At 50.7% G+C, this 14,004-nt stretch carries 11 protein-coding genes; 7 read left to right on the top strand and 4 right to left on the bottom strand.

The features are described from left to right. Positions 1–49 precede the first annotated feature (49 nt). Positions 50–1,402 carry a glutathione-disulfide reductase gene (gorA, locus tag L3068_RS21925; RefSeq protein WP_117582383.1) on the bottom strand — a complete coding sequence of 451 codons (1,353 nt, stop codon included), beginning with the start codon at positions 1,400–1,402 and terminating at the stop codon, positions 50–52. Positions 1,403–1,473: 71 nt separating this feature from the next. Continuing rightward, entirely contained in the window at positions 1,474–2,316 is an 843-nt protein-coding gene (locus L3068_RS21920; RefSeq protein ID WP_014885583.1) for a 23S rRNA (adenine(2030)-N(6))-methyltransferase RlmJ, read from the bottom strand. Positions 2,317–2,522: 206 nt separating this feature from the next. Between L3068_RS21920 and prlC the strand changes: the two genes are divergently transcribed. After that, the gene (gene prlC / locus L3068_RS21915; protein ID WP_117582385.1) at positions 2,523–4,565 is read left to right on the top strand and encodes an oligopeptidase A; all 2,043 of its coding nucleotides are present in this window, start codon (positions 2,523–2,525) and stop codon (positions 4,563–4,565) included. Between the two features lie 6 nt (positions 4,566–4,571). After that, positions 4,572–5,324: a 16S rRNA (guanine(1516)-N(2))-methyltransferase RsmJ gene (rsmJ, locus tag L3068_RS21910; protein ID WP_045269647.1), complete on the top strand. Its 753-nt coding sequence runs from the start codon at positions 4,572–4,574 to the stop codon at positions 5,322–5,324. Between the two features lie 96 nt (positions 5,325–5,420). Here the strand turns inward: rsmJ and uspA are convergent, their stop codons facing one another. Beyond that, the gene (gene uspA, locus L3068_RS21905) at positions 5,421–5,858 is read right to left on the bottom strand and encodes a universal stress protein UspA (protein ID WP_003861223.1); all 438 of its coding nucleotides are present in this window, start codon (positions 5,856–5,858) and stop codon (positions 5,421–5,423) included. A 283-nt stretch (positions 5,859–6,141) separates the two neighbouring features. Here uspA and uspB point away from each other — a divergent pair, with 283 nt between their 5' ends. Further along, complete coding sequence (gene uspB / locus L3068_RS21900) at positions 6,142–6,477, top strand: universal stress protein UspB (RefSeq protein ID WP_003861224.1); 336 nt, start codon at positions 6,142–6,144, stop codon at positions 6,475–6,477. 53 nt (positions 6,478–6,530) lie between these two features. Here the strand turns inward: uspB and pitA are convergent, their stop codons facing one another. Continuing rightward, positions 6,531–8,030, bottom strand: coding sequence for an inorganic phosphate transporter PitA (gene pitA, locus L3068_RS21895; RefSeq protein WP_023337922.1), 1,500 nt, complete (start codon positions 8,028–8,030; stop codon positions 6,531–6,533). 228 nt (positions 8,031–8,258) lie between these two features. On the opposite strand from pitA, the gene L3068_RS21890 reads away from it, so the two are divergent. The 4 genes from L3068_RS21890 to L3068_RS21875 all read left to right on the top strand — a co-directional run bounded on the left by L3068_RS21890 (position 8,259) and on the right by L3068_RS21875 (position 14,004). After that, positions 8,259–9,461: a BaiN/RdsA family NAD(P)/FAD-dependent oxidoreductase gene (locus tag L3068_RS21890; RefSeq protein ID WP_058690723.1), complete on the top strand. Its 1,203-nt coding sequence runs from the start codon at positions 8,259–8,261 to the stop codon at positions 9,459–9,461. A 142-nt stretch (positions 9,462–9,603) separates the two neighbouring features. Beyond that, a complete protein-coding gene (locus L3068_RS21885; RefSeq protein WP_000090707.1) occupies positions 9,604–10,446 on the top strand; it encodes a TnsA endonuclease N-terminal domain-containing protein in 843 nt (280 codons plus the stop codon). Beyond that, complete coding sequence (locus L3068_RS21880) at positions 10,433–12,556, top strand: TnsB C-terminal domain-containing protein (protein WP_000351437.1); 2,124 nt, start codon at positions 10,433–10,435, stop codon at positions 12,554–12,556. The genes L3068_RS21885 and L3068_RS21880 overlap by 14 nt, the downstream gene beginning before the upstream one ends. Beyond that, complete coding sequence (locus L3068_RS21875) at positions 12,556–14,004, top strand: ATP-binding protein (protein ID WP_001049180.1); 1,449 nt, start codon at positions 12,556–12,558, stop codon at positions 14,002–14,004. Before L3068_RS21880 ends, L3068_RS21875 begins: the two co-directional genes overlap by 1 nt.

Below are 14,004 nucleotides of genomic sequence, written 5' to 3'. Positions count from 1 at the left end.
GATTTATGAATGTGAATAAAAAAAGCCCCTCCGGGGAGGGGCTTCTGCCTTAACGCATGGTAACAAACTCTTCCGCGGCGGTCGGATGGATTGCCACGGTGTTGTCGAAGTCTTTCTTGGTCGCGCCCATCTTCAGCGCCACGGCGAAGCCCTGCAGGATCTCGTCCATGCCGAAGCCAATGCCGTGGATACCCACAATCTTCTCGTCCGGACCGACGCAGACCAGCTTCATGCGGCACGGCTGACGGTGAGAGGTGACGGCGGTATACATCGCGGTGAACGCGGATTTATACACTTTCACCTGGTCGTCGCCATACTGCTCGCGCGCCTGCGGCTCGGTTAAGCCAACGGTTCCGATGGGCGGATGGCTGAAGACCACGGTCGGGATGTTGGTGTAATCGAGATGCTCGTCAGGCTTGTTGTTAAACAGACGTTCGGAGAGACGACGTCCCGCCGCAACGGCCACCGGGGTCAGCTCTACGGCACCGGTGTTATCGCCAACTGCGTAAATGCCCGGTACGCTGGTGTTCTGGAACTTATCGACGACGATATAACCTTTTTCGTCGGTTTTCACGCCGGTCACGGCCAGGTTAAAGTTGTCATTCGCCGGTTCACGACCAATCGCCCAGATCAGGCAGTCGACGGTCTGGCTACGGCCATCTTCCAGCTCCAGCGTCAGGCTGCCGTCCGCATTTTTCACTACCGCTTTCGGCACCGCGTGGGTGTGGAGTGTTGGGCCTTCAGCGTTCATGACTTCAACCAGCGTCTCGACAATCAGCGGGTCAAAGCTGCGCAGCGGCGCGTGTTTACGCACAAACAGGTGCGCTTCCGCACCCAGGCCGTTGATCACGCCCGCCAGCTCTACCGCAATGTAACCCGCGCCAACCACGGCAACGCGCTTAGGCAGGGCAGGCAGTTCAAAGAAACCGTCTGAGTCGATGCCGTATTCCACGCCCGGAATGTCCGGGTGGCTCGGACGACCGCCGGTGGCGATCAGGATATGATCGGCGGTGATCGTCTCACCGTTCACTTCGATCGTTTTCGCATCCACAAAGCGGGCAAAGCCGTGGATCACATCGACGTTGTTCTTACCCAGCACGTTGTCGTAGGAGGTGTGAATACGGTCGATGTAGGCGGTACGGCTGGCGATTAACTTGTCCCAGTCAAAGTGATTGAGGGTGGTGTCAAAGCCGTAATCCGGGCCGTACATATGGATAGCTTCACGGATTTGCGCCGCGTGCCACATCACTTTCTTCGGTACACAACCCACGTTCACGCAGGTGCCGCCCAGCGCTTTAGCTTCGATCAGCGCACATTTCTGGCCATACATGGCCGCGCGGTTGATGGAGGCGATGCCGCCGCTGCCGCCGCCGATTGCGATGTAGTTATAATGCTTAGTCATAGCTTTTATCCTTAATCGTGAATTGCCGCGATTGTATACCTGAAATCAATAGTTTCCACCGATGGCTGTGATTACTCCGGCACGATCCAGCTGACGGTAGCGTGGCCTGTACCGGCTGGCACCAGCGTTTTGTGCAGCCACGGCAGCACGTTGTTCATCTGCGCTTCGAGCTTCCACGGCGGGTTAATCACAATCATGCCGGAGGCGGTCATGCCGCGCTGGTCGCTGTCCGGGCGCACGGCCAGCTCAATCTGGAGGATTTTGCGGATGCCGGTCGCTTCCAGATCTTTGATCATGCGTTTGATTTGCGCGCGCAGCACCACCGGGTACCACAGGGCGTAAGTGCCGGTGGCAAAACGTTTGTAGCCTTCGTGGATGCCGGTCACCACCGCCTGATAGTCGGTTTTGATTTCGTACGGCGGATCGATCAGCACCAGGCCGCGGCGGGAAACGGGCGGCAGTTTGGCTTTCAGCTGCTGGTAGCCGTCGGCTTTCTCCACGCGGGCGCGGTTATCTTTCTGAAACTCAGAGCGCAACAGCGGGAAATCGCTTGGATGCAGTTCGGTCAGCTGAATGCTGTCCTGCTCGCGCAGCAGCTGGCGGGCAATCAGCGGTGAGCCTGGGTAGTAGCGCAACTGGCCGTTGCGGTTGAAGTGGTTCACCACGCCGATGTACGGTTCCAGTTCGGCTGGCAGGTCGTCCTGCTGCCAGATGCGGGCGATCCCTTCCAGATATTCACCGGTACGCTCGGCATGCTCGCCGCTCAGCTGATAACGGCCCGCGCCCGCGTGGGTGTCCAGATAGAGAAACGGCTTCTCTTTCTCTTTGAGCGATTCAATGATCAGGCTCTGAACGGTGTGTTTGAGGACGTCGGCATGGTTGCCAGCGTGGAAGCTGTGGCGATAACTGAGCATGGGTAATGATTTTCCGCTGAATTGACGATTTGCCACAGTTTACAGCAGAACGGCACAGATTACCCGCAGGCCCGGTAAGCGCAGCGCCACCGGGCGCTTTTCCACGACGTCCGGCATTGAAATCCTCTACACTTAACCCCATTAATTAATAATATGCACAGCGCCGGATGCGCGCTTCATTCACCTATTTCAACAGGACAGCGCTTATGACCAATCCATTACTGACGCCTTTTTCGTTGCCGCCGTTTTCTAAAATCCTCCCTGAGCATGTGGTTCCAGCCGTTACGCAATCGCTGGACAACTGCCGCGCGGCGGTAGAAAGCGTGGTGGCGCAGGGCGCACCGTACACCTGGGAAAATCTGTGTCAGCCGCTGGCCGAAGTGGACGACGTGCTGGGGCGTATCTTCTCCCCGGTAAGCCACCTGAACTCGGTGAAAAACAGCCCGGAACTGCGCGAGGCCTATGAACAGACCCTGCCGCTGCTCTCGGAGTACAGCACCTGGGTCGGCCAACACGAAGGACTATACAAAGCGTATCGCGATCTGCGTGACGGCGACCATTACGCCGAGCTGAACACGGCGCAGAAAAAATCGGTCGATAACGCCCTGCGTGATTTCGAGCTGTCCGGGATTGGTCTGCCAAAAGAGAAGCAGGTTCGCTACGGTGAAATCGCCGCGCGCCTGTCCGAGCTGGGCAACCAGTACAGCAACAACGTCCTCGACGCCACCATGGGCTGGACGAAGCTGATTACCGATGAATCCGAGCTGGCCGGGATGCCGGAAAGCGCGCTGGCAGCAGCGAAAGCGCAGGCCGAAGTGAAAGAGCAGGAAGGCTATCTGTTAACGCTGGATATCCCAAGCTACCTGCCGGTAATGACCTACTGCGATAATCAGGCCCTGCGTGAAGAGATGTACCGCGCCTACAGCACGCGCGCCTCCGATCAGGGGCCGAATGCCGGTAAGTGGGACAACAGCCCGGTGATGGCGGAAATCCTCGCCCTGCGTCACGAGCTGGCACAGCTGCTGGGCTTCGAAAACTACGCCGACAAATCCCTCGCCACCAAAATGGCGGAGAACCCACAGCAGGTGCTCGACTTCCTGACCGATCTGGCAAAACGCGCCCGTCCTCAGGGTGAGAAAGAGCTGGCTCAGCTGCGTGCTTTTGCGAAAGCGGAGTTCGGCGTGGACGAGCTGCAGCCGTGGGATATTGCGTACTACAGCGAAAAACAGAAGCAGCATCTTTACAGCATCAGCGACGAGCAGTTGCGCCCGTACTTCCCTGAAAACAAAGCCGTTAACGGCCTGTTCGAAGTGGTGAAGCGCATCTACGGCATCACAGCCAAAGAGCGAACCGATATCGACGTCTGGCATCCGGACGTGCGCTTCTTCGAATTGTATGACGACAAGAATGAGCTGCGCGGCAGCTTCTACCTTGATCTCTACGCGCGTGAGAATAAGCGCGGCGGAGCGTGGATGGATGACTGCGTCGGCCAGATGCGTAAAGCCGACGGTTCTCTGCAAAAGCCTGTCGCTTACCTGACCTGTAACTTTAACCGCCCGGTGAATGGCAAACCTGCGCTGTTCACTCACGACGAAGTGATCACCTTGTTCCACGAGTTCGGTCATGGTCTGCATCACATGCTGACCCGCATCGAAACCGCAGGCGTGGCTGGCATCAGCGGGGTACCGTGGGATGCGGTCGAGCTGCCAAGCCAGTTTATGGAAAACTGGTGCTGGGAGCCGGACGCGCTGGCGTTTATCTCTGGTCACTATGAGACCGGCGAACCGTTGCCGAAAGAGCTGCTGGATAAAATGCTGGCGGCCAAGAACTACCAGGCCGCGATGTTCATCCTGCGTCAACTGGAGTTCGGCCTGTTTGATTTCCGTCTGCACGCCGAGTTTAGCCCGGAACAAGGGGCGAAAATCCTCGAAACGCTGGCCGAGATTAAAAAGCAGGTTGCTGTGATCCCTGGGCCAACCTGGGGCCGCTTCCCTCATGCGTTCAGTCACATCTTCGCAGGCGGCTATGCGGCAGGTTACTACAGCTACCTGTGGGCCGACGTGCTGGCAGCGGATGCTTTCTCCCGCTTCGAAGAAGAGGGGATCTTCAACCGTGAAACCGGCCAGTCGTTCCTCGATAACATCCTGACCCGCGGCGGTTCTGAGGAGCCAATGGTACTGTTCAAACGCTTCCGTGGCCGCGAGCCGCAGCTGGATGCGATGCTTGAGCATTACGGGATCAAAGGCTGATAGTTCGTGAAAATCTGCTTAGTGGATGAAACAGGCGCCGGAGACGGCGCCTTATCTGTTCTGGCGGCCCGTTGGGGGCTGGAGCACGATGAAGATAACCTGATGGCGCTGGTGATGACACCGGAGCATCTTGAATTACGTAAGCGCGACGAACCGAAACTCGGCGGGATTTTTGTCGATTTTGTCGGCGGTGCGATGGCGCACCGGCGCAAGTTCGGCGGCGGTCGCGGCGAGGCGGTGGCCAAAGCGGTGGGCATTAAAGGGAACTATCTTCCGGACGTGGTCGATGCCACGGCGGGGCTGGGTCGCGATGCGTTTGTGCTGGCGTCTGTTGGCTGCCGTGTGCGAATGCTGGAGCGTAACCCGGTGGTCGCCGCATTGCTCGACGACGGGCTGACGCGTGGCTACGCGGACCCGGAAATCGGCCCGTGGCTGCAGGAGCGGTTGCAGTTGATCCACGCCTCCAGCCTGACGGCGCTCACTGATATCACCCCGCGCCCGCAGGTGGTCTATCTCGACCCGATGTTCCCGCATAAGCAGAAAAGTGCGCTGGTGAAGAAAGAGATGCGGGTGTTTCAGTCGCTGGTGGGGCCGGATTTAGATGCAGATGGTCTGCTGGAGCCTGCCAGACAGCTCGCGACGAAGCGGGTGGTGGTGAAGCGCCCTGACTACGCGCCGCCGCTGGCGGACGTGGCCACGACTAACGCGGTGACCACGAAAGGGCACCGGTTTGATATCTATTCAGGTACACCGGAATAAAAAAGCCGGGTGGCGGCTTCGCCTTACCCGGCCTACATCCTCGATCTATTCCTTCTCCCTCTGGGAGAGGGTTAGGGTGAGGGGAATTTAACGCACTTACTCGTCTTCTTCGTCACGCAGTGGAACAATCAGCATATCCACGTGAACGGTGTTGATCAGCTGGCGCGCGGACGACATCAGCTTGCTCCAGAAGTCCTGGTGGTGACCGCATACGACCAGGTCCATGTCATATTTCTTAATCGCATCAACCAATACCTGACCCAGGTCGCCGCTGCCGCTCAGGGTCTCGGTAATCGGGTAGCCCGCGTTGGTGGACAGTTCGCTCAGGGCGTGATGCGTCTCTTCGGAGATGCGCTTCTGCATATCGCCGAGATTCACGTCGATCAGACCGGTATAGAGGTCGGAGTAATTCACATCAACGTGAATCAGGGAAACTTTCGCGTTGTAGGGGCGTGCCATGGATACCGCTTTATCAACCAGCACTTTGCTCTCCGGAGAGAGGTCTACCGCGATGAGAATGTGTTTGTAAGCCATAGTGTTACTCCTTCCTTAAGTTATCGATGACTAAATGAGAATGCCGTCGTCTGATACTTTCATTACGGCCCAGTTAAACATATTTTTCAAGCTTTGGTGTTGATAACGATTAACCTTGTGGCAAAAAAATTAACGGATCTCCTACACTATTTAATGAGCCGTTCGGATATTAAAACGCGAACCGGATCGACTTTTGGTCATTCTTTCACTGAACTGTCTGTCAGGGCATTGGGGTGCGGGAGCTCAGGAGCCTTGCTCCGTGGGCGGACGCCGGGGAGGATGTATGATTAGCACCGTCGCATTGTTTTGGGCGTTATGCGTAGTTTGCATAGTGAATATGGCGCGCTACTTCTCATCGTTACGTGCGCTGTTAGTGGTACTTCGTGGTTGCGATCCGTTGCTTTATCAGTATGTGGACGGTGGAGGGTTCTTCACATCGCATGGACAGCCCAGCAAACAGATGCGACTGGTGGGATACATCTACTACCAGCGTTACCGCGATCATCACGATGAAGAGTTTATCCGTCGCTGCGAGCGTCTGCGTCGGCAGTTCATTCTGACCAGCGCCCTGTGCGGGCTGGTTGTGGTCAGTATGATTGCATTGATGATTTGGCACTGAGCATAAAAAAAGCGGGTCAGTTTCCTGACCCGCTTTTTGTCGCCTTCAGCTGATTAGATCAGCTTCAGCGAAATCCAGTACAGACCACCAGACAGCAGGATGGACGCCGGAAGGGTGAACACCCAGGCCATCAGGATGTTGGTCACGGTTTTGCGCTGCAGACCGCCACCGTCAACAATCATGGTACCTGCCACGGACGAGGAGAGTACGTGGGTGGTGGATACCGGCATCCCGGTGTAGCTCGCTAGGCCGATAGAAACCGCCGCCGTCATCTGCGCGGACATCCCCTGCGCATAGGTCATGCCTTTCTTACCGATCTTCTCGCCGATGGTGGTTGCCACACGACGCCAGCCAATCATTGTACCGATACCCAGTGCCAGCGCGACGGCCATGATGATCCAGATTGGCGCGTACTCAATGGTGTTGAGCATATCGCTTTTCAGTTTCTTCAGAAGACGTTTGTCGTCGGCATTCACCTCTGGCAGTTTCGCGACTTTATCGGTCACGTCAGAGATGCAGAGCATGATACGACGCAGCTGACCACGCTGTTCAACGGCCAGTTTGTCGTAGCTTTCGATATCGCCCAGCATGCCTTTGGCGCGTTCCAGCGCATTAATCGCGTTTGCCGGATGGCAGTGGAATTCGCCCGGCGCGGTAGTTGCACCGGCTTCCGGAGATGGGATCAGCTGATCAACGCCGGTCGCTTTTTTCAGCAGATCGGGATGCTGCTGGAAATAGGTCTCAACGTTATTGACGGCATCACGGGTACGGGTGATTTCGTAACCAGAGGCGTTCATGTTAACCACGAAACCTGCCGGTGCGACACCGATCAGTACCAGCATCACCAGACCAATGCCTTTCTGCCCATCGTTCGCGCCATGAGAGAAGGCCACGCCGATAGCGGAAATGATCAGCGCGATACGCGTCCAGAATGGCGGTTTTTTCTTACCGTCTTTCTTCTCACGCTCTGCTGGCGTCAGGTGGATGCGCGCACGTTTCTTGGTGTTGCTCCAGTAGCGACGCAGGATGAAAATCAGTCCACCCGCAACCACCAGACCCACAATTGGAGAGATGATCAGAGAACCGAAAATGCCCAGTACTTTAGGCAGGTTCAGCGCATCAACGACGGATGTCCCGGTCATCAGGGCGTTCGTTAACCCGATACCGATAATCGCGCCGATGAGAGTGTGAGAGCTGGATGCAGGCAGGCCAAAATACCAGGTACCGAGGTTCCAGATAATGGCAGCAAGCAGCATTGAGAACACCATGGCAAGGCCATGACCGGAACTCACGTTAAGCAGCAGATCCGTTGGCAACATATGCACGATCGCATACGCCACGCTCAGTCCGCCCAGAAGGACACCAAAAAAGTTAAATACCGCCGCCATAACAACCGCAAGTTGCGATCGCATTGCGCGAGTGTAGATAACCGTTGCTACTGCGTTTGCAGTGTCGTGGAAGCCGTTGATCGCTTCGTAAAACAGTACAAAAACCAGAGCAAGCAATAATAAAAGCCCGGTATGTAAATCCAGGCCGGCAAACAAATGTAGCATAGGACGTTACGCCATTTTGAGGACATGAACGCGGCGCATTATCCAGGACAAATGCGCAACGGGCAAAGTGAAATATAGACTTTTTTTGACATACCACCTGATTTGAGAAAAGTGCTTGAAGGGATAATCGTTAAATTTCAATGGAATGGCTTTGTAAGAACTTTTTACGCTGGTGTGACCACAGAGGAAACTTTACAATCCGCGGCAGTTAACGAAGAGGATTTTGACGTGGAAAGGTTTGATGCCGTGGTAATTGGCGCCGGTGCGGCGGGTATGTTTTGTGCGGCGATGGCCGGACAGGCGGGTCGTCGTGTGCTGTTACTGGACAACGGAAAAAAGCCTGGCCGCAAGATCCTGATGTCGGGCGGCGGGCGTTGTAACTTCACCAATCTTTATGTCGAACCCGCGGCGTATTTGAGCCAAAACCGTCATTTTTGCAAATCTGCACTGGCGCGTTACACCCAGTGGGACTTCATCGACCTGGTGGGCAAGCACGGCATCGCGTGGCATGAAAAGACGCTGGGACAGCTGTTCTGCGACGACTCCGCGCAGCAGATTGTCGATATGCTGGTCGCCGAGTGCGAGAAGGGCGGCGTGGTGATGCGTCTGCGCACGGAAGTGCTGGAGGTCGCCCGCGACGAACAGGGGTACACGCTGCAGCTGAACGGTGAAACCGTCAGTGCTGATAATCTGGTCATCGCCAGCGGTGGCCTCTCTATGCCGGGTCTGGGCGCGTCCCCGTTCGGCTATAAGATTGCCGAGCAGTTTGGTCTTAAGGTACTGCCCACGCGCGCGGGTCTGGTGCCGTTCACGCTGCACAAACCCCTTCTTGAACAGCTTCAGACGCTTTCTGGCGTCTCCGTTCCTTCCGTCATGACTGCCGAAGACGGGACGGTATTCCGTGAAAACTTGCTCTTTACCCATCGGGGGCTCTCTGGCCCGGCGGTACTGCAAATCTCCAGCTACTGGCAGCCGGGTGAATTTGTCACGGTGAATCTGGTGCCGGACTGCGACCTGGACGCGTTCCTCAACGAGCAGCGCGAGGCGCACCCGAATCAGAGCCTGAAAAACACGCTGGCGATGCAGCTGCCAAAACGTCTGGTGGAGTGCCTTCAGGTGCTGGGGCAGATCCCGGACGTATCGCTTAAGCAATTGAACAGCCGCGAGCAAGAGACGCTGGTGGAGACGCTGACAAACTGGCGCGTTCAGCCAAACGGCACCGAGGGGTACCGCACGGCGGAAGTGACGCTGGGCGGCGTTGATACAAATGAACTCTCCTCGCGCACCATGGAAGCCCGCAACGTGCCGGGGCTCTACTTTATCGGCGAAGTGATGGACGTCACCGGCTGGCTCGGCGGGTATAACTTCCAGTGGGCGTGGGCAAGTGCCTGGGCGTGTGCGCAGGCGCTGGCCGATGTCCGAGGACAATAAAGTTGTACACAAAGCACTAAAGTTGTAACCATTCTCAAAAAACGACGCTAATGTTGTATACTTACTGAATGTGTGGTTATAGGGTTGGAGACTATAAAATGCACATATAGGTACGTATCAATGTCGTTTTTAGGGTACGATCATGGCTAGGGGTAGGCGTCTCAAATCCTATTTGGATTATGAAAATGCGCTAGGTGACGGCATAGGAGTGGGCTATGGCCAAAGTTATCAGCCCTGGCTTAGAGCTCAGGACGTTAAATCCCGTGGAAACCGTTCGATAGTCTTTGGCCTTAAGACGTTTCGAAACCATCATCTCCTTTCTTCTGTCGAAAGTAACTTTTTCTATCTGGCTGAGTTTAATGACTCGGTGATTGATATCCGGGAACAATTCCCACTCTTTCCTCTCCGGCTTACCCAACAAATAGCAAATCATCTACATTTTCAACATCCTATGGTGAGGGGAGTAAGAGGAGTACCTGTCGAAGTTCTGAATGTTATGACAACCGATTTTTTACTGACCTTGAGAACTCCTGAAGGCGGACTTCGATACAAAGCTATAGCAGTAAAACATAACGAGAGCATACCTGAACGCGAAGCCCAAAAACTTGAAATAGAGAGGATGTTTTGGCAGTTGATTGATGTTGAGTTTCAAATTTATGTTGGCTCGGAACTCAATAACGTCGTCGGTAAAAACATTTGCTGGGCTACTTCTGTATTAAGAGATGGTTCTGAATTTTATGATAAATATCCTCTTGATAAAATCCTATGGAAGCTTAAACCAGATGTTTATCCCATAGTAGGACTACGTGCAATGATTTCATCAATCTTTGGGGTAGATGCACAAGAAGCGATGATGTTATTGCAGGCAATGATTGGATTAAAAATGATAAATGTTGATTTATCATATCCAATACTCGAAACCGGTCTGATAAAGATAATTTCCAATGACCACTATATAGGACTGAACGCAAATGGATATTATTAGGAATTCAGTCTGGCTCTCTCAAGGCACTGATTTGCTTGCAGAGGGACTTTACCGTGTTTTGGATTTTGACAGAAAGGTCGATTTGTTAATTTTGTTTAAAATAAAATCAGAAAGAACGGGTAAGCCAATCCCTTTCTCATTTTCAATGTTTAAATATTATATTGAATCAAATAGCATAACTTGTAAAGATTATATATATCCTTCATATATGTTAGTAGATGAGAAAGAATTAACAGATAAAGACAGAGGAAGGCGAGATGAAAATTACAATATCATTAAAGATCTTGTAGATGACAGAATGTTTCTGTTCGACTATGCATTACATAAAAAGTCGCACCTTTTAATGGATTACTCAAGAAATAAAAAAATATCACAATATACTATCAGAACGCTTCTGGCGTTGTATTGGCGACATGGGCAGGATATTTATGCATTGCTACCCGCATTCTCGAACTGTGGCGCAGCTGGGAAAAGTAGAATCAAACATGAAATTAAACTTGGGAATTCCAAAAAAAACAGAGCATTACCTAATGAACGATCACGTGTTTTCATTCTTAATGAAAGAGATATAAATAATATTAGAAAATCTCTCATTACGTATCATTATAAAGTTAACGGAGATACGATAAAGAAAACATTAGAGAGACATATTGATTTGTATTTTAGGGATGAAATTAAAACAGCAAACCTAGAAAATAGAGCTCCATATGTTCCTTCTTTAAAACAATTTTCATACTGGAATAAAAAACTCTTCACTAAAGATTTCTCGATAAATAAGAAGAACACGAAAAAAGAAATAGACCTCAAAATGCGGGCGCTTTTAGGTAGTGTGGCTAATACAACTGTTTTGCCGGGTGATGTTTTCGAAATAGACTCAACTGTCGCTGATGTACATCTTATTTCGAGTTTAAACAGACGAAAAGTCATTGGGCGTCCTACTATTTATACAGTGGTGGATCGTGCAACAAGAATGATTGTTGGCCTTCATGTTTCTTTATACCATGCTTCATGGCGAGCCGCCCGACAAGCGTTAGCAAATTGCTTTATGCCAAAAAAAGAATATTGTAGATTATTTGGAATCTCTATTACTGATGATGATTGGCCTTGTTCTCACATTCCATTAACATTGATGTGTGACAACGGGGAGATGATTGGTCTTAAACCTCAGGAAGAGATGACCCCCCTGACAAAACTTGAGTTTGCGCCAGTCGGTAGAGGCGACAGAAAAAGCATTGTTGAACGCTGTTTCGGCATTCTGAATGATGAGGTTATTCATAGGCTTATTGGAACAACACGAAGGGGAAAGATTGTTAAAGGAGAGCCAACACCGCAATCCAGGGCTTGTTTAACGATTCAGGAGGTCACGTCTTTACTGATTCGGGAGATACTTGCACATAATCAGAGAACGTATGAGGAACTGGCTTATATCAATCCCTTACTGATTGAAAATGATCTCGTAATATCACCAAAAAATAGTTGGATGATAAGCTTAAAGCACGGGAGATTCAGCGCAAGAGCCGTTGGGGCCGACGAAGTGATCGCACGATTGTTAATCCCTGTGAACGCTAACATTACCGCCGGTGGGATTCAGTACAATAATCTTTTTTATGAATGTGATCCTGAAATTGCATCAGGTGTCAGAGTATTTGGAAGAACCACTTGTGAAGCAAGAATAGATGACAATTGCGTAGATTATATATATGTAAGATTTGACAAAAATAGCATTTTCAAAAAACATTACCTACTTAAGAAAAGAGATGTATTTAAAGGGAAAGCTCATCTTGATACAGATGTAATGGCTGATTGGGTAGATACTCAAAAAGAAATTAATTTATTTACTCTGGATTCGCTCAGCAATATCAATAATAAAGATGAATTTAACAGGAAAGGTAACGAAAGATTAAATGAAATATACGAATCTCGCCGGGTACATGGTAAAGATATTAAAAAGAACAGGAAAAATGAACTTGATTCATTAGGGCGAACTCATGTTGCTAATGGAAGATCTGAACCCCTACTTCCTTCATCCAGTAATGTTCTGCTTTTGCCTGGCCGGGAGGAGAAACAAAGATGGTTAAAAGGTAAGAAGAAGACTGAGGACGCAGAATAATGAATCTTATACGGCGCGTTTCAGCGATATATAAAGAACAGGAGTTACCTGAGTATCGTGGCAATCCCTTAATTGAAGCACTTCCTGAAGCGCTTACGGAAGATGAAGTACTTCTGGAAATGAGTTATTTCCCCGAAATTGACGAAAAAATCCGCTGGACTGCCCCGGCGAATGTTAGAGAGCAGTATGTCGAACGTATAAAGAAATTCCGTTGCCCTCAAACCAATCTTATCCAGGCTTATAAGATGATCTTACGGGCACTTAGGGAAAGCTATGCAGCTCGTAATCCTTTAAAAAGCGGAACAATTCAATATCTTCATTACTATGGAAATGAGCGTCCTGATATTGAGCCAGAAAGTGGATATTTTAAATCCCAGGCTGAAACTATTACGATAGTTGGAATGAGTGGTTCTGGAAAAACTACCATGATTGAGCAAGTCATGGATCATTTCCCTCAGATTATAGAACACAGCAGCTATAAAGGAGTTTTTCCCGGCTTCAGTAAGCAAATTGTATGGGTAAAGATTAATTGTCCATACAATTCAAGTGTGAGAGACCTTTGTGAAGAGATTTTACAAAAATTAGATGATGCAATTGGTATTGAACGAACTACACCTGAGATTAGAAATGGTGCTCTGGCTCGCCAGATTGCACAAAGAATTAAATCATCATTTTTGGGTATCCTTGTTATTGATGAAATGCAGAGGCTTAAATTTTCAAGAACCGGGGGTGAGAGTAAGTTGATTGATTTTTTACATGAAATTGTAGATTCCATGGGGGTATCTATGGTTTTTTGTGGAAATCATCCTTTTGACGAGACGCTGACAAAGAAAATGAGAATTGCCAGGCGGGCAGAGTCTGGTGGTTACATGAAAATTAAGAATGTTAGATACGATTCACAAGACTGGCAATCGTTTATTCATTATTTATGGCCATTACAATGGACAAATGTTGAAACTCCATTAAATGATGAGTTAAACGAAAAATTATTCATTTTATCTAAAGGCAATATTGGATTGGCTCAGATGATTTATCGGGGGGCACAATTAAAGGTTATCGGTAGCGGCAATGAAATCATCACTGGCGCAGTCTTGTCGGCCTCTGTACCGGTACTCGTGAGTCATACGGAGGAATATAAGGATACTCCACTCCCGGGGGCCGCGACTGAAGATGAGGAAGCTAAATGGCTCTCTGCATCTAATGAGGGTGATGCTTCGGCTAAAATCATGGCAGAGAAGTCCCTAAAGTCTTTGATCCCTGGGGATATAGACAGGCCACAGCACAAGGAATTCGTAGGAAAAATAGACGAGGTTTTGCGCAATTTCGACGAGAAAATACTGTCTCTTGACCACGATCTTGTTATCAACAGAACAGCTGAAAAGAAAAATACCTACGATGCTCTTCAGCGTTGCGGGCTTATAAATATAGATCCACTTAATAAATTGTAA

The organism is Enterobacter cloacae complex sp. ECL414, assembly GCF_021869685.1.
In the GTDB taxonomy this organism is placed as follows: domain Bacteria; phylum Pseudomonadota; class Gammaproteobacteria; order Enterobacterales; family Enterobacteriaceae; genus Enterobacter; species Enterobacter kobei.
Note: the sequence above shows the minus strand (reverse complement) of the source record. Positions and strands in the feature narration are given on the sequence as shown.